Raw genomic sequence first — 15,846 nt, 5'->3', positions numbered from 1 at the left:
AGGGTAGGCGGTGGCCGGGGTGCGGCCGTACGGCGGAGCGGCCGGGGGGCGTGCGGGGAGGCGACGGGGGCCGGGGACAGGGTCCCGGGCCCGGTGAACACGGCGTTCCGGCCGGTTTCTATGCTGATCGTTCCACGCTCGAAAGGTGCATGTGATGGTCCTCTCTCTCCTCCGCGGCAGGCGATCCAGGACGGCCTCCGACGGCGGCGCGAGATTCGCCCTCCCCGTCCCCGACGGTGCCGGAACGGTCACCTGCGAGGTCGTCGACCCCATGGGCCAGCCGCTCGGCGGCGCGGAGATCAAGGTCACCGCACAGGAGTCGGCGCGGACGGTGGCCAGGGGGACCACGGACCTCTTCGGGCTGTTCGTCGCGGCGCTGCCTCCGGGTGACTACCGACTGCTGATGACGGCGGAAGGCATGCAGCCGGCCAGCTGGACCTTCGAGATCGCGGCGGGCGAGACGCTGTCGATGGGCCGGGTGCAGCTGGACGTCGCGCGACAGCTGGAGCCTCCGACGCCCGGCACCTGGCTCTTCGACCCGCCGCACACCGCGATCCGGTTCATCGCCAAGCACGTCGGCATGGCCAACGTCCACGGGCGCTTCACCTCGTTCGAGGGCGGGGTCCGGGTGGCTCCGTCGGTCGAGGACTCCCAGGTCGAGATACGCATCGACGCGTCGAGCATCGACACCGGGAACAAGACCAGGGACAACCATCTGCGCTCGGCGGACTTCCTCGACGTGGAGAACTTCCCGTACCTGCACTTCGCCAGCAGGCGCTTCATCAACCGGGGCGGGAACAACTGGACCGTCCAGGGAGGGCTGACGATGCACGGCGTCAGCCGCTCCGTCTCGCTGGACACGCACTACCTGGGCGCGGTCAACGGCGGTTACGGCGAGGAACTGCGGTGCGCGGCGCGGGCCACCGCCGAGCTGCACCGCGAGGACTACACGCTGAACTGGCGCAACATGCTGGCCCGGGGCATCGCCATCGTCGGGCCCACGATCCAGCTGGAGCTCGACATCCAGACGATGTTCCAGGGCCCCGACACCCCCACACCGCCGGAGTAGCGGCCACCGCCCTGGCCTCCGGGGGCACGGAAATGGCAGTATCGCGCCATGCTGCACGCACTGTCCGGATTCGGCCGACGACGCACCCTGCAGGGGGGCGCCGCCGCCGCCGTCGTGCTCGGACTGCTGCTGTGGTGGGTCCTCCCCATCGGCGAGGAGGAGCCGAGCGGCTCGCTCACCTTCTCCACCGGTGTGCGCAGCGGTGTCTACCAGCGTTACGGGCAGCGGCTCGAGGGAGCGCTGGCCAAGGACATGCCCCAGGTGTCGATACAGCTGCGGAACAGCGAGGGTTCGCAGCAGAACATCGAGCGGGTGGCGACGGGGAAGGCCGACTTCACGATCGCCACGGCCGACGCGGTCGCCACCTACCTGCAGGGCGAGAAGCCGGGCTTCGAGCGCCTGCGGGGCTGCGTCCGGCTTTACGACGACTACGTGCAGCTGATCGTGCCCCGGGACTCCCGTATCAGGACGGTCGCCGATCTGCGCGGGGCACGGGTCGGCGTCGGGCAGTCGGGTTCGGGGGTCCTCCTGGTCGCGGACCGGCTGATGCGGGCGGCGGGCCTCGACCCGGCGTCGGACATCACCCCGGTGCACGCCGGGATCGACACGATGCCGCAGCGGCTGACCGATGGCGGTCTGGACGCCTTCTTCTGGTCCGGCGGGCTGCCGACCGCGGCCGTGGAGAACCTCTCGGAGAAGTTCGCGATCCGCCTGGTGCCGCTGGAGGACCCGCTGATCACCGAGCTCCAGGCGGTCGGCGGATCGACCCGCTACTACCGCTCGGCGGTGATGCCGGCGGACGCCTACCCCGGCGCCCAGCAAGGCATCTCCGTGCAGACGGTCGCGGTCTCCAACATGCTGATCACCACGGACCGGATGGACCCGCTGACGACCGAGGCGTTCACCCGGACCGTCATCGACAGCCGGGACCGGATCGGCCGGGAGGTGCACTCGGCCCAGCTGGTGGACCTGCGCACGGCGATCTACACAGATCCGCTGCCTCTGCACGAAGGGGCCAAGCGCTACTACCGCTCGGCCAAGCCCTGACGTTCCGGCCTCGTCGCCCTCAGTTCTGCGGGGCGTTGCGCGGCACGGTGACGGTGACCTTCAGCCCGTGCGGCTCATGGGCGGCGTAGCCGATCGATCCGCCGCCCGCCGAGAGCAGTGCCCGGGATATGGAGAGGCCGAGTCCGGATCCCTTGACGTTCTGGTGCCGGCCGCTGCGCCAGAACCGGTCGCCGACGCGTTCCATCTCCTGCTCCGTGAGGCCCGGCCCCCGGTCCGCGACCACGACCATGGCCCCCGTACCGTCGGCCCCGGCCGCGACCCGGACCTCCTCGCCCTCCGGGGTGAACTTGAGGGCGTTGTCGATCACCGCGTCCAGGGCGCTGGACAGGGCGATGGGGTCCGCCCAGCCGGTCACCGCGGGCGATCCGTCCAGGGTGAGCCGTACGCCCTTCTCCTCGGCCAGCGGGCGCCAGGAGGCGACCCGTTCCGCCGTGAGCGCGGCGATGTCCGTGAGCCGGAGATCGGCTGCCGTGTGCTCGGCGAGCGCGAGGTCGAGGAGGTCGTCGAGCACCTGGGCGAGCCGCTTGCCCTCGGTCCGTACCGAGGCGATCTCCTCGTTGCCCTCGGGGAGTTCGAGCGCGAGGAGCTCGATCCGGAGCAGCAGCGCGGCCAGCGGGTTGCGCAGTTGGTGCGAGGCGTCGGCGACGAACGCCCGCTGCTGCTCCAGCACGTCCTCGACGTTGTCCGCCATCTCGTTGAAGGACCGGGCCAGGCGCCGGAGTTCCGGTGGGCCGCCGGAGGCGACGACCCGCGACCTCATACGGCCGCTCGCTATGTCGTGGGTGGCCGCGTCCAGTACGCGTACGGGCCTGAGCACCCACCCGGTGAGACGGAACGCCGCGCCCACCGCCACCAGCATGGCCACGGCCTCTCCCAGCGCAATGAGCAGCCAGCCGCGCAGGGTCCGGGAGCGCATGGCACCGGTGGGCGAGTCGGTCACGACGACGGCGACCACGTCCCCGTCCCGTACGACCGGGGAGGCGACCACGATCCGGCCGTCCTGCCAGGGCCAGACCTGGGGCGGGTCGTGGGACCGGCGGCCGAGGAGCGCCTCCTGGAAGGCGGCCCGGCCCTCCCCGTCGACGGGCAGGGCCCAGGACGCGGGAGCCTTGGCCAGAGCCACGTCGTCCCGGTAGAAGACTCCGGCCTTGATCCCGTACACGGAGTCGTAGGCCTCGAGCTCGGTCTGCAGGGTCCGCTGGCGCTCGTCGGTGCTGATGGCGGTCTCGCTGACGAACTGCGCCAGCGCGCCGAAGCGGGCGGTGTCGTCGATCCGGTCGACGACGACCTTCTGCTGTTCGGCGGCGGCCACCCGCACGGCGAGCGGGAAGCCGAGGGCGAGCAGGACGGCCGCCATCAGGACGATGAGCAGGGGGAGCAGGCGGGTGCGCACGGGTGATGTACGTCCTCAGCCCGCCGGGGACACGAGCCGGTACCCGACGCCCCGGACGGTTTCGATCAGGGCGGGAAGAGCCAGCTTGGAGCGGAGCGAGGCGACGTGGACCTCCAGCGTGCGGCCGGTCCCCTCCCAACTGGTCCGCCAGACCTCGCTGATGATCTGCTCCCGGCGGAAGACGACTCCGGGGCGCTGCGCGAGGAGGGCCAGCAGGTCGAACTCCTTGCGGGTGAGCTGGACCTCCTGACCTTCCACGCTGACCCGGCGGGTGGGGAGCTCGATGCGTACGGGACCGAGCAGCAGCGCCGCGAGCGGGGTCTGGCCGGTGTCCTCGCCTGCGGTCCTACGCCGGGCCACGGCGTGGATGCGGGCCAGGAGTTCGCCGGTGTCGTACGGCTTCACGACGTAGTCGTCGGCGCCGAGGTTCAGACCGTGGATGCGCGAGCGGACGTCGGACCGGGCAGTCACCATGATCACCGGGATCGCGGAACGCTTCCGGATCTTGCCGCACACCTCGTAGCCGTCCTGGTCGGGGAGCCCGAGGTCCAGGAGGACGACCCCGAAGGGCTCCTTCTCGGCCGGCAGCAGCGCCTGGAGGGCCTCCTCGCCGTTGCGGGCGTGCACGACCTGGAAACCGTGCCGGGAGAGCACGGCGGAGAGCGCGGCGGCGACGTGATCGTCGTCCTCCACCAGCAACAGCCGCATGTCCCCTCCTGTTCTCCGCTCGACGTGTCCAAGACCCGGGATTCTCCGGAGCCGGCCTCCGGGGCAGCCGGAACTTTCCGTGACGACGGACAGACGCCCCACCCCGTGAACCTTCGCGTAGGCGACGATTCACGCCATCCTGCACCAGAGCATCCACCCCGATGACAGGTGTGCCAGTCAAGGCCCTCCCCGTTACCAGAGGATTTCCGTTACCCACCCGGTACGGCGATCCACCCGTCGTGACGTCCAGTTCACGCGGTGTGTCCGGTTGAAGCCGGATCGTTATGCTCAATTTCCGCTCAGATGTAATGACGTTGGTAGCACTGCGTCACTAGGGTCCTTCCCTAACCGAGGAGGACGGAGCAAGAAGCCGATGAGCGGAGTTTCAGTGACCAAGGCCGCCGAGGATGCCGCGCCCGCGGGCGACGACCTTGTCGTACTGAGCAACGTCAACAAGCACTTCGGCGCGCTGCATGTGCTCCAGGACATCGACCTGACCATCGCCCGTGGCGAGGTCGTCGTAGTCATCGGGCCCTCCGGGTCCGGGAAGTCCACGCTGTGCCGCACGATCAACCGCTTGGAGACGATCGACTCGGGCGCGATCTCGATCGACGGCAAGCCGCTGCCCGAGGAGGGCAAGGAGCTGGCCAGACTGCGCGCCGATGTCGGCATGGTCTTCCAGTCGTTCAATCTCTTCGCACACAAGACGGTGCTCGAGAACGTGATGCTGGGCCAGCTCAAGGTCCGCAGGACGGAGAAGAAGCTCGCCGAGGAGAAGGCGCGGGCGCTGCTCGACCGGGTGGGCGTCGCGACGCAGGCCGACAAGTACCCCGCCCAGCTCTCCGGCGGCCAGCAGCAGCGTGTGGCGATCGCCCGGGCGCTGGCCATGGACCCCAAGGTCATGCTCTTCGACGAGCCGACCTCGGCGCTCGACCCGGAGATGATCAACGAGGTGCTGGAGGTCATGCAGCAGCTCGCCCGGGAGGGCATGACGATGGTCGTCGTCACCCACGAGATGGGCTTCGCGCGCTCGGCGGCCAACCGCGTCGTCTTCATGGCCGACGGCAAGATCGTCGAAGAGGCCACGCCGGACCAGTTCTTCAGCAACCCGCGCAGTGACCGGGCCAAGGACTTCCTGTCGAAGATCCTTCACCACTGATGGAGCCCTCAGCACCCGGCTTCCGTACACGCTGATCACTCACATCGCGTCAAACTAGGGAATTTCACCATGCAGCTTCGTAAGGTCACCGCCGCCTCGGCCGCCGTGCTCGCGCTCGCCCTCACCGCCACCGCCTGTGGTTCCGACGACAAGGACGACGCGTCCGGTTCGGGCGGCGGCAAGAAGATCACCATCGGGATCAAGATCGACCAGCCGGGTATCGGTCTGAAGACCCCGGACGGCAAGTTCACCGGCTTCGACGTCGATGTCGCCACGTACATCGCCAAGGAGCTGGGCTACGACGCCAAGGACATCGAGTTCAAGGAGACGAAGAGCGCCGACCGCGAGACCGCGATCTCCCGCGGTGACGTCAAGTTCATCGCCGCCTCCTACTCGATCAACGACGAGCGTCTGCAGAAGGTCGACTTCGCCGGTCCGTACCTCCTCGCCCACCAGGACATCCTGGTCCGCGCGAACGACGAAACGATCAAGTCGCCCGAGGACCTGAACAACAAGAACCTCTGCTCGGTCACCGGCTCGACCTCCGCGCAGAACGTCCACGACAAGCTCGCCCCGAAGGCCCAGCTCCAGGAGTACGGCGGCTACTCCGAGTGCCTGACCGGCCTCGAGAACAAGGCCGTGGACGCGCTGACCACGGACGACAGCATCCTGGCCGGCTACGCCTCGCAGGACGCCAACAAGGGGAAGTTCAAGCTGGCCGGCTTCAAGATGACCAACGAGAACTACGGCATCGGTCTGAAGAAGGGCGACGCCGACCTCAAGAAGAAGATCAACGACGCGCTGACCAAGATGGTCTCGGACGGTTCGTGGCAGAAGGCGGTCGACGCCAACTTCGGCCCCGCCGGCTACAAGAACGAGCCCGCCCCGAAGATCGGCAACGTCGTCAAGTGAAGCAGGGCTGACCGGGCGCGCCGCCACTGAACGGCGGCGCGCCGTGCCCTCCTACACGCGGAAGCACGGGAGATCGTGTTCGACTTTCTTGATGGTTACGACCTGCTGGGGGCCTTCTGGGTCACGGTGAAGCTCACCGTGTTCTCCGCCCTCGGCTCCCTCATATGGGGAACGCTGCTGGCCGGCATGAGGGTCAGCCCGGTCCCCCTGATGCGCGGTTTCGCGACCGCCTACGTGAACGTGGTCCGCAACATTCCGCTGACCGTGATCATCGTCTTCGCCTCGCTGGGCCTCTTCCAGACCCTCCAGATCACGCTCGGGGGCGGAGGCGACTTCAAGGTCATCAACTTCCGGCTCGCGGTGCTCGCCTTCGTCGTCTACACCGCGTCGTTCGTGTGCGAGGCCCTGCGTTCAGGCATCAACACGGTGCCGGTCGGCCAGGCCGAGGCGGCCCGGGCACTCGGGCTCAGCTTCACCCAGGTCCTGCGACTGATCGTGCTCCCTCAGGCGTTCCGGTCCGTGGTCAACCCGCTGTCCAACGTGCTCATCGCGCTGACGAAGAACACCACGGTCGCAGCGGCGATCGGGGTCGCGGAAGCCTCGTACCTGATGAAGGAAATGATCGAGAACGAGGCCCAGCTGCTGCTGATCGCGGGTGTGTTCATCCTCGGCTTCATCATCCTGACCCTGCCGACCGGCCTCATCCTCGGCTGGGTCGCCAAGAAGGTGGCGGTGAAGCGATGAGTTCCGTCCTCTACGACGCGCAGGGGCCCCGAGCCAAGCGGCGCAACATCCTGTACACCGTGCTGTTCGTGCTGGCCGCCGCGGCGGTGCTGTGGTGGGTGTACGACGGCCTCGCGGAGAAGAACCAGCTCGACTGGGTCAAGTGGGAGCCCTTCTTCACCGGCACCCAGGCCTATGAGACGTACATCTGGCCGGGCTTCCAGAACACGATCAAGGCGGCGTTCTTCGCCCTGATCATCGCTCTGCCGCTGGGTGCACTGTTCGGTATCGGGCGGCTCTCGGACCACCGCTGGATGCGCGTACCGAGCGGCGTGGTCGTGGAGTTCTTCCGCGCCATCCCCGTACTGCTCCTGATGGTCATCGCCAATCAGGCGTACTCCGAGTACGCCGATTTCGACCCGGACACCCGTGTGCTGTACGCCGTGGTGACGGGCCTGGTGCTCTACAACGCCTCGGTCCTCGCCGAGATCGTGCGGGCCGGCATCGCTTCGCTGCCGAACGGGCAGACGGACGCGGCCAAGGCCATCGGCATGCGCAAGGGTCAGACGATGGTCCACGTGCTGCTGCCGCAGGCGGTCACCGCCATGCTTCCGGCCATCGTCAGCCAACTCGTGGTGATCGTGAAGGACACCGCCCTCGGCGGCGCGGTGCTCAGCTTCCCCGAGCTGCTCGCCTCGGTCCGACCCATGTCCGCGAACTACGGCTCGAACACCATCGCGTGTTTCACGATCGTCGCGGTGATCTACCTCGCCCTGAACTTCGCCCTGACCTCTCTCGCAAGCTGGCTCGAGGGCCGACTGCGGCGCGGCAAGAAGAGCACCGGCGCGGTGGTCGGCGCCGCACCCGGTGGCGGCCACGAGATCATCGAGGCGCCTGTGACGAAAACCGGTGGCACTGACCAGACCTGACGCCTGGTAGGCACTGTCTCCGAACGGGGGCGCGGCGAGCACGCCGCGCCCCCCGCCACGTTCCCGGGTCACTTGACGCACGCACCCACAGTGGGTTGCATACGTTCTGTGATCCCGCCCCGAACGACCCCTGCCGCTGCCTCCCTCTTCCCCTGGACATCGACGACCGGCGCCGGAGGGATCACCCCGTGGACCCGGTGATCGTCGTCGGGTCGGGTCCGGTCGGGCTGGCCCTGTCCCTCGCCCTGGCGGCCCAGGACGTTCCCTCCGTGCTCCTCGACGAGGGCCCGGGCAAGGACGAGCCCCGCCCTGCGCGGACCGTCGTGCTGCGCGAGGACACCGCGGAACTCGTGGCACGGCTCGGTTTCCCGTCGGTTCACGAGGTGGGCCTGCGCTGGACCGGCTGGCGGTCGGTGCGGCGCAAGCAGTTGGTGCGGGCCGTCCCGCTGGGCGAGCGGGAGGGAGCCGTACAGCTCCCCGCCCCCGTCCATCTGCCCCAGCACACACTGGCGGGAGGGCTGAGGGCCGCTGCCGCCGCTCACGATCTCGTCACCATGGTGCCGTTCAGCAGGATCGACACCCTCGAGCAGGATCCGCACGGGGTCACCGTGCACACCAGGGGCCCCGGATCGACCTGGTGGCGCGGGAGTTACCTGGTGGGCTGCGACGGCGCACGGTCCACCGTGCGCAAGCTCCTGGACATCCGGTTCCCCGGCCGTACGGCGGTGGAACGCCATGCCGTCGCCGCCCTCCGTGCCGAACTGCCCTGGCCGGGGGAGGCCGTACTGCACCGCTCCCCGCCCTGGCGCTCCGGAGGAGCCGAAGTCACCGCACGCCCGCTGCCCGACGGGGTCTGGCGGCTGGACTGGCTCCTTCCGCCGCGCGGTGAACTCGTCACCCCCGACGCCCTGATCACCCGGATCCGGGACACCCTGGAGGGCTGGTGCGGCGAGACCCCGGCCTACGACCTCCTGGACACGGGCGTGTACACCCTGCACCACCGCCTGGCCCGGCGCTGGCGCTCCGAGCGGGCCTTCCTGGCGGGGGACGCCGCCCATCTGCTGGGCGCACTCGGCACCCAAGGGCTGGACGAAGGACTGAGGGACGCGGAGAACCTGGCCTGGAAACTGGCCCATGCCTGGCACCAAGGTGGCTCCGAGCAGCTGCTGGACAGTTACCAGGCCGAGCGCAGGGCGGCGGTGGCGTCCCGTCTGCGCGCAGCGGACCAGTCTCTGCCGATACTGCGGGGCGGAGCCGGCCTCCGGGCTCTCGTTCCCGGCAGCGCACGCGGTCACGACACCCTGCTCGCCGACGGGCACCTGGGCTGCGGTCCGCTGGGCGCACCGCCGTCCTACGCGCACTCCCCCCTTTCACCCCCTTCCACCGAGGCGCACACCGCCGTGGGCACGCTCCCCGGCGCGCCGGTCGCCGACGTACGGGTGACCGCGACCGACGGGGAGACCTCACGGCTGCGCGACCGGCTGGACCGGGGGCACCTGCTCGTGGTCCTCGTCGCGCCGGGGACCGGGGTGTGGGACCGGCGGCACTGGCTGACCGCAGGGGTCATGCCGCGCCTCGTCGACGCGGTCGACGCCCTCCCCGCCCAGGCCGAACTGCTGGTGACCGAGAGCTACCCCGGGGCAACGGCCCACACGGTGCTGCTGGTCAGGCCGGACGGTCATCTGGTTGCAGCCTTCAGCGGGGTACGTCCCACGGAGCTCTACGCGGCGGCCGACGCGGCGCGCGGGGGCGCGGACACGGCACAGAACGACGGCGCACGCGCCACCGAGAGCTCCGACAGAACCGCGGACGTCAATTGACCCTCACAGGAGTGCGTGGTGTACTCCAGATCATGACCGACACCGATGTGCGCCTGTGGCGGAGGGTCCATATGGACCTCGTCCGTTACGCGGGCTGCGTGTGTCGCCCGTCCAGCTGAATCGCCTCCCCCGGCACGCCGTGCTCTTCCGCGCGCGGTCGTGCCTCCACGCGAACTTCTCTGGATGGTCCCGGTGTCTTCTGTCTCCTCTCCCGCCACACCCACGTCTGCGTCCGCCGTGACGGCTACGGCTCCCGCTCCCCCGCCCGGTGGTTCCGCCGCCGCGGACGAGTTCCTGCCGGCGTCGGACACGCCCGCTTCCGTGTCCGCTGCCGATGGGATCACCGACGGCGGAGCCCCCACCCCCACCACCGCCGAACTGCTGGACTTCGTCCGCAGGACTGCGCAGGACAGCGCCTTGGTCGCCTCGCTCCCCCTCGATCCCGAAGGCCGTACCTGGATCCGGCTCGAAGGCCCGGGCGGCAGTGAGGCATGGCTGATCGGCTGGCCGCCCGGTACCGGCACCGGCTGGCACGACCATGCCGAGTCGACGGGGGCGTTCACCGTCGCAGCGGGGACGCTGCGGGAACACTCGCTCGCCGCCCGGCTTCCGACGGACGGCTGGAAGACACTCGAACTCAGCGAGGGCATCGACCGGACCCGGCATCTGGAAACCGGCCAGGGCAGGGCCTTCGGGCGTCATCACGTGCACGAGGTGCTGAACGAGTCGGCCGAGGAGCACGCCGTCTCGGTGCACGCCTACTACCCGCCCCTGCCTCAGATCCGGCGCTACAGCCGCAACGGGGCCGTGCTCCGCCTGGAGCAGACCGAGCGACCGGAGGACTGGCAGTGAGCGACGGCACCGGATTCAGCGCTCGGCCCACGGTCCGGCCGACGGATCCTGATCCCACGGACCACGAGCCCACTGGCATCGACGAACTCCTCGAACGGGTACGGGCCGGCTACGAGCGGATCGGCCCCCAGGATGCCTCCGCAGCCGCGGCCGCGGGCGCGTTGCTGGTCGACATCCGCTACGCGGCGCTGCGGGAGGCTGACGGCCTGATCCCGGGTGCCCTGGTCATCGAACGCAACGAGCTGGAGTGGCGGCTCGATCCTCGGGGCAGCCACCGCGCTCCACAGGCGACGGGGCACGATCTGCGCATCGTGGTGATCTGCAACGAGGGATACGCCTCCAGCCTCGCCGTCGCCTCGCTGCGCCAGCTGGGGCTGCACCGGGCCACGGACCTGACCGGCGGATTCCAGGCTTGGCGCGAGGCAGGGCTCCCGGTCATCACCTGATCCGGGACCGATCCCGGGGGCATGCCGACGGTCCGGCCCGGGGTGCCGCCCCGGGGCCCAGGGTCCGCACGCTCGGTCCGAGGTGCGGCCTGGGGCCCCGGGGACCTGCCTGTGTTCAGCGCGCTCAGCCCGGCCCGGCCAGGTGTCCGGCCTGTGGAGGCTGTCCTTCACCGGCCGGACCGGGGCGCCCCCACACCGGACAGCGGCGCCCCGCAGCCCCGAATGGCACACACGCACACCCGAACGCTGCTCCCAGGTGGAGCGATCCCCATGCGCGACGGACATTCGCCTCATCACCGAGGACCGGAATGTACGGAGATGCCGCGCCGATGGAAACAGCCCCGCTCACCCCGGACCAGCTCGACTCACAGGCCGCCCGGCTACACGACTCGGACGCCTGGCAGCACATCGTCGCGGGCTGGCCCCGCACCGCGCAGAAGCCCGCGGCGCAGGCGTCGACACCGTTGGCCCACGTGCCCGTGGAGACCCCACCGGAGGAGGGACAACCGGACGGAAACCGCCCGCACAGCAAGGAGCGGGGCCGCCGGCACCAGGACGGCGAGCAGCTGGACTTGGCACCGGCCGCCCACCCGTCCGACTGGCGTGAGCTGCTGTCCGTACCCGTGGAGCAGCTGATCTCGGAGTCCCTCGAAGCCACGCCCGCACGGCTTCCTCGCGAGCGCCCCTTGCCCGGTCGCTTCGGCGCCGTACTCCCGGAGCGCCTGCACATGTGGCGGCGGATCGGGCAGCCCGACGTGCGGCCCTCGGTTCATCTCGGCTACGCGCGACTGATCCTGACCGAGTGGGGCTGGCAGAACACCCCGTACCGCCTGCGTAACACCCGGGGTGCGCGTTGCGTCTGCGGGGCCATGCTGACCGCCCACCGGCTGGGTTACGGCTCGCTGGAGACCGTGGACCGCGCCGGTGCCTGGATCATGACCGAACTGCGCTCCCAGGGCTGGCCCGACCTCATCGGCCCGTGGAACCGGCATCCCGGACGCACCGCCGAGGACGCCCTGGGCCTGCTCGACGCCACGATCCGGCGGGCCTCGATGGCAGGGCACTGATCCCGAACCAACGATCCCGAAGGCTGCTCGGGCCTTCGCGGCCTGCGGCAGTTTCCCCCTCCGTCACTGCCCCGGACCTGACCCGCGCGAGACCGCTCCCCTCCCCCGCTCGACTGCCGCGGCTACCTACCGCAGCCCACATCGGCCGGAGGGCGTGAGGAAACACCGATGTACCGACCGGGTTCGGCGGCAAGCGGTCAGAAGGGCTCGTCCAGCCCGTCCAGGTCCTCCCCCTCGGCCTCGATCGCCTGGCGCACCACACGCAGGGCCATCCCCTCCCCGTAGCCCTTGCGCGCGAGCATGCCCGCCAGGCGGCGCAGACGCTTGTCGCGGTCCAGCCCACGGGTGGAGCGGAGCTTTCGCGCGACGAGCTCCCTGGCTGTCTCCTCCTCCTGCTCCGGGTCGAGCTGCCCGACCGCCTCGTCGATCAGCGCCGAATCGACGCCCTTGGTACGCAGCTCCCGCACGAGGGCTCGACGAGCCAGCCCTCTGCCGTGGTGACGGGACTCGACCCAGGCATCGGCGAACGCCGCGTCGTTGATCAGCCCCACGTCCTCGAAGCGAGACAGCACTTCTTCCGCCGCCTCATCCGGGATCTCCCGCTTGCGCAGCGCATCAGCCAGCTGCTTCCGGGTACGCGGAGTGCCCGTCAGCAGCCTCAGGCAGATGTTGCGCGCCTGTTCGACCGGATCTCGCGGTTCCCCCTTCTCGGCCCTCGACGAGGAGGGGGAACCGCTGCTTCTGGAGCGGGAGCGCCGACCAGCTCCCTCGCCGAACCCGGCCCCCCGACCGGGCTCCGTGAGGCCGCCGAACGACTCCGCCGCTGATTCAGAGCCGGGATCCGCACCGGTGTCGGCGCCCGGCCACTCCGTGCGACGCGTCACGGCCTAGCTCTTCGCCGCCGCTGCCTTGGTCGCCTTCGCCTTGGTGGCCGGGGCGGGTACGGACTTCGCCGCCCCTTCCGCCGGAGCGGCACCGGCTGCCTCATCGGCGGCGGGTTCGGCGGCGGCGTCCTCCGGACGGACCCCCACACCGAGCTTGGTGAGGATCTTCTTCTCGATCTCGTTGGCGAGATCGGGGTTGTCCTTGAGGAAGTTGCGGGCGTTCTCCTTGCCCTGGCCCAGCTGATCGCCCTCGTACGTGTACCAGGCGCCGGCCTTGCGGACGAAGCCGTGCTCCACGCCCATGTCGATCAGACCGCCCTCGCGGCTGATGCCCTGGCCGTAGAGGATGTCGAACTCCGCCTGCTTGAACGGCGGGGCGACCTTGTTCTTGACGACCTTGACGCGGGTGCGGTTACCGACCGCGTCCGTGCCGTCCTTGAGGGTCTCGATACGGCGGATGTCGAGGCGCACCGAGGCGTAGAACTTCAGCGCCCGGCCACCGGTCGTGGTCTCCGGCGAGCCGAACATGACGCCGATCTTCTCGCGGAGCTGGTTGATGAAGATCGCGGTGGTCTTCGACTGGTTGAGCGCGCTGGTGATCTTACGGAGCGCCTGGCTCATCAGGCGGGCCTGCAGACCCACGTGCGAGTCACCCATCTCGCCCTCGATCTCCGCACGGGGCACCAGGGCCGCCACGGAGTCGATGACGATCAGGTCCAGCGCGCCGGAGCGGACGAGCATGTCCACGATCTCCAGTGCCTGCTCACCGTTGTCCGGCTGCGAGAGGATCAGGTTGTCGATGTCGACGCCGAGCTTCTTCGCGTACTCCGGGTCGAGGGCGTGCTCCGCGTCGATGAACGCGACCGAGCCGCCGAGCCGCTGCGCGTTCGCCACCGCGTGCAGGGTCAGCGTCGTCTTACCGGAGGACTCCGGGCCGTACACCTCCACCACACGGCCGCGGGGCAGACCGCCGACGCCGAGCGCGACGTCGAGCGCCGTGGACCCGGTCGGGATCACCTCCACGGGTTCGTTCGGCCGCTCGCCGAGGCGCATCACCGCACCCTTGCCGAATTGCCGTTCAATCTGTGCGAGCGCGGCGTCGAGCGCCTTCTCGCGGTCGGTTCCTGCCATGGGTTCCACCCGATTTGCTTGAGTCGATCGCTTCACGTCACAGACGCTAACCCCTGCCACTGACAATGGGCCTCGACGTCCTCCCGGCCTGTGGACAACTCCACGGCCGGCACCGGAAAACCCGGCCGGAATTCCATGAGAATGGATGTTCGATTTTGGTGTCAAGCGAACCACGCCGGGTCGACACCATCGAGCCTAAGGGCTGTCCCACCATGCCGGCGGGACAGCTCTCAGCCCCGGGAGAGCGGTCCCCGGCTCGCGAGCGGCGAGCCCCGCCGGACCCGCGCCCCGTCACCTGCCACGTGTGGCGGGACGGCGAAGTACGCCCGAGCCGCCCGACGGGCCCGTACCGCCTCGGCCTTCCCCGAGAGGCCCTCACGTCACCCGCGGCGGCGCCTCCGGACGGTACGGAGGATCCTCGGCAGCACCGGTTCACCGCGGTGCCACCGGTGGCCGCCGTGCACCCTGGGGTCGTCGGTCACGTCGTAGCGCTTGACGTACGCGCCGAGGAACGCCTGGAGCGTCGCCACCGCCGGGATCGCGATCAACGCACCGACGGCGCCCATCAGCGCCGTGCCGGCGACGACCGAACCGAAGGCGACCGCGGGGTGGATGTCCACCGTCTTGGACGTCAGCTTGGGCTGCAGGACGTAGTTCTCGAACTGCTGGTAGACCACGACGAAACCGAGTACCCACAACGCGTACCAGGGGTCGACGGTGAAGGCGATCAGCATCGGCAGCGCACCGGCGAGATACGTGCCGATCGTGGGGATGAACTGCGAGACGAGGCCCACCCAGACGGCGAGGGCCGGGGCGTAGGGCACCCCGAGGACCACCAGCAGGACGTAGTGCGCGGCCCCGGAGATCAGCGCCATGAGCCCGCGCGAGTAGATGTATCCGCCGGTCTTGTCCACCGCGATCTCCCAGGCGCGCAGCACCTCGGTCTGCCGCGAGGGCGGCAGCACGGAGCACAGCGCCCTGCGCAGGCGGGGGCCGTCGGCCGCGAAGTAGAAGGAGAACAGGAAGATCGTCAGCAGCCGGAAGAGTCCGCCGAGGACGGTCGTGGACACATCGAGCACACCTGTCGCACTGTTCTGCACGTACCTCTGGAGCCAGTCGGAGTGGAGCAGGCTGTCCTGCACCTCCACACGGGAGAGTTCCGTGTGGAAGGTGTCGTTGACCCAGCTGATCACCGAATCGAGGTACTTGGGAAATTCCTCGACCATGTCGACGATCTGGCCGGCGAGCATCGAGCCGAGCAGTACGACGAATCCGGCCCCGAAGACCAGCACGGCGAGGAAGACGAGGAAGGTGGCGAGTCCCCGGCGCATCCCGCGGCCGGCCATGCGGCTCACGGCGGGCTCGATGGCCAGCGCCAGGAAGAAGGCGATGAGGACGTTGGTCAGCAGCCCGACGAGCTGGTCGAAGGCCCAGCTGCCCAGCTGGAAGCACCCGTAGAGGGCCAGCGCCAGGACCATCGCCCGCGGCAGCCACCCGGGCATGCGGACAGGTCCGGTGCCGGGCGGCGGATTCGGCGGTGCGGCCGGCGGGACGGGCGGCGAGGAGGGCGGCTGCGTCTGGGCGGTCTCGTCTGTCGGTGCCACGGGACAAGTCTCGCTCACGCGATGGCGGCCGGTCTCCAGGCCCTGCTGCCGGCGGCGAGGACGAAGGTGTCTCCGGTGGGT

At 69.7% G+C, this 15,846-nt stretch carries 16 protein-coding genes; 11 read left to right on the top strand and 5 right to left on the bottom strand.

Translation table 11 applies throughout. The features are described from left to right. Positions 1 to 154: 154 nt before the first annotated feature. Both ACGFNN_RS31885 and ACGFNN_RS31880 read left to right on the top strand, forming a co-directional pair. Positions 155 to 1,069, top strand: coding sequence for a YceI family protein (locus ACGFNN_RS31885; RefSeq protein WP_393561154.1), 915 nt, complete (start codon positions 155 to 157; stop codon positions 1,067 to 1,069). Between the two features lie 48 nt (positions 1,070 to 1,117). Next, a complete protein-coding gene (locus ACGFNN_RS31880) occupies positions 1,118 to 2,116 on the top strand; it encodes a TAXI family TRAP transporter solute-binding subunit (RefSeq protein WP_393561152.1) in 999 nt (332 codons plus the stop codon). A gap of 19 nt (positions 2,117 to 2,135) precedes the next feature. On the opposite strand, the gene ACGFNN_RS31875 is transcribed toward ACGFNN_RS31880, so the two are convergent. Both ACGFNN_RS31875 and ACGFNN_RS31870 read right to left on the bottom strand, forming a co-directional pair. Further along, positions 2,136 to 3,530, bottom strand: coding sequence for an ATP-binding protein (locus ACGFNN_RS31875; RefSeq protein ID WP_393561150.1), 1,395 nt, complete (start codon positions 3,528 to 3,530; stop codon positions 2,136 to 2,138). Positions 3,531 to 3,545: 15 nt separating this feature from the next. After that, on the bottom strand, positions 3,546 to 4,238 hold the full coding sequence (locus tag ACGFNN_RS31870) for a response regulator transcription factor (protein ID WP_393561149.1): 693 nt from the start codon (positions 4,236 to 4,238) through the stop codon (positions 3,546 to 3,548). Between the two features lie 373 nt (positions 4,239 to 4,611). Between ACGFNN_RS31870 and ACGFNN_RS31865 the strand changes: the two genes are divergently transcribed. From ACGFNN_RS31865 to ACGFNN_RS31825, 9 genes are all read left to right on the top strand, one after another. Further along, positions 4,612 to 5,397, top strand: coding sequence for an amino acid ABC transporter ATP-binding protein (locus tag ACGFNN_RS31865; protein ID WP_362554880.1), 786 nt, complete (start codon positions 4,612 to 4,614; stop codon positions 5,395 to 5,397). 69 nt (positions 5,398 to 5,466) lie between these two features. Next, complete coding sequence (locus ACGFNN_RS31860; protein WP_393561146.1) at positions 5,467 to 6,309, top strand: glutamate ABC transporter substrate-binding protein; 843 nt, start codon at positions 5,467 to 5,469, stop codon at positions 6,307 to 6,309. Between the two features lie 75 nt (positions 6,310 to 6,384). Beyond that, on the top strand, positions 6,385 to 7,053 hold the full coding sequence (locus tag ACGFNN_RS31855; protein WP_362554876.1) for an amino acid ABC transporter permease: 669 nt from the start codon (positions 6,385 to 6,387) through the stop codon (positions 7,051 to 7,053). Then, on the top strand, positions 7,050 to 7,961 hold the full coding sequence (locus ACGFNN_RS31850; RefSeq protein ID WP_393561144.1) for an amino acid ABC transporter permease: 912 nt from the start codon (positions 7,050 to 7,052) through the stop codon (positions 7,959 to 7,961). The genes ACGFNN_RS31855 and ACGFNN_RS31850 overlap by 4 nt, the downstream gene beginning before the upstream one ends. A gap of 188 nt (positions 7,962 to 8,149) precedes the next feature. After that, positions 8,150 to 9,781 carry an FAD-dependent monooxygenase gene (locus ACGFNN_RS31845; RefSeq protein ID WP_393561142.1) on the top strand — a complete coding sequence of 544 codons (1,632 nt, stop codon included), beginning with the start codon at positions 8,150 to 8,152 and terminating at the stop codon, positions 9,779 to 9,781. Positions 9,782 to 9,813: 32 nt separating this feature from the next. Further along, positions 9,814 to 9,900 carry a putative leader peptide gene (locus tag ACGFNN_RS31840; RefSeq protein ID WP_362674910.1) on the top strand — a complete coding sequence of 29 codons (87 nt, stop codon included), beginning with the start codon at positions 9,814 to 9,816 and terminating at the stop codon, positions 9,898 to 9,900. Positions 9,901 to 9,964: 64 nt separating this feature from the next. Then, positions 9,965 to 10,633 carry a cysteine dioxygenase gene (locus ACGFNN_RS31835; protein ID WP_393561140.1) on the top strand — a complete coding sequence of 223 codons (669 nt, stop codon included), beginning with the start codon at positions 9,965 to 9,967 and terminating at the stop codon, positions 10,631 to 10,633. Between the two features lie 77 nt (positions 10,634 to 10,710). Then, entirely contained in the window at positions 10,711 to 11,079 is a 369-nt protein-coding gene (locus ACGFNN_RS31830) for a rhodanese-like domain-containing protein (protein ID WP_393561272.1), read from the top strand. Positions 11,080 to 11,408: 329 nt separating this feature from the next. Then, complete coding sequence (locus tag ACGFNN_RS31825; RefSeq protein ID WP_393561138.1) at positions 11,409 to 12,146, top strand: hypothetical protein; 738 nt, start codon at positions 11,409 to 11,411, stop codon at positions 12,144 to 12,146. 197 nt (positions 12,147 to 12,343) lie between these two features. On the opposite strand, the gene recX is transcribed toward ACGFNN_RS31825, so the two are convergent. The 3 genes from recX to ACGFNN_RS31810 form a co-directional block, all read right to left on the bottom strand. After that, positions 12,344 to 13,030, bottom strand: coding sequence for a recombination regulator RecX (recX, locus tag ACGFNN_RS31820; protein ID WP_362554865.1), 687 nt, complete (start codon positions 13,028 to 13,030; stop codon positions 12,344 to 12,346). 3 nt (positions 13,031 to 13,033) lie between these two features. Further along, complete coding sequence (recA, locus tag ACGFNN_RS31815) at positions 13,034 to 14,161, bottom strand: recombinase RecA (protein ID WP_393561136.1); 1,128 nt, start codon at positions 14,159 to 14,161, stop codon at positions 13,034 to 13,036. A gap of 380 nt (positions 14,162 to 14,541) precedes the next feature. Next, positions 14,542 to 15,663, bottom strand: a complete 1,122-nt coding sequence (locus ACGFNN_RS31810) for an AI-2E family transporter (protein ID WP_393561270.1) — start codon at positions 15,661 to 15,663, stop codon at positions 14,542 to 14,544. Positions 15,664 to 15,846 lie beyond the last annotated feature (183 nt).

Origin of the sequence: Streptomyces sp. NPDC048590, assembly GCF_043199535.1 — a bacterium.
In the GTDB taxonomy this organism is placed as follows: domain Bacteria; phylum Actinomycetota; class Actinomycetes; order Streptomycetales; family Streptomycetaceae; genus Streptomyces.
This window is presented reverse-complemented; position numbering and strand designations above follow the sequence as displayed.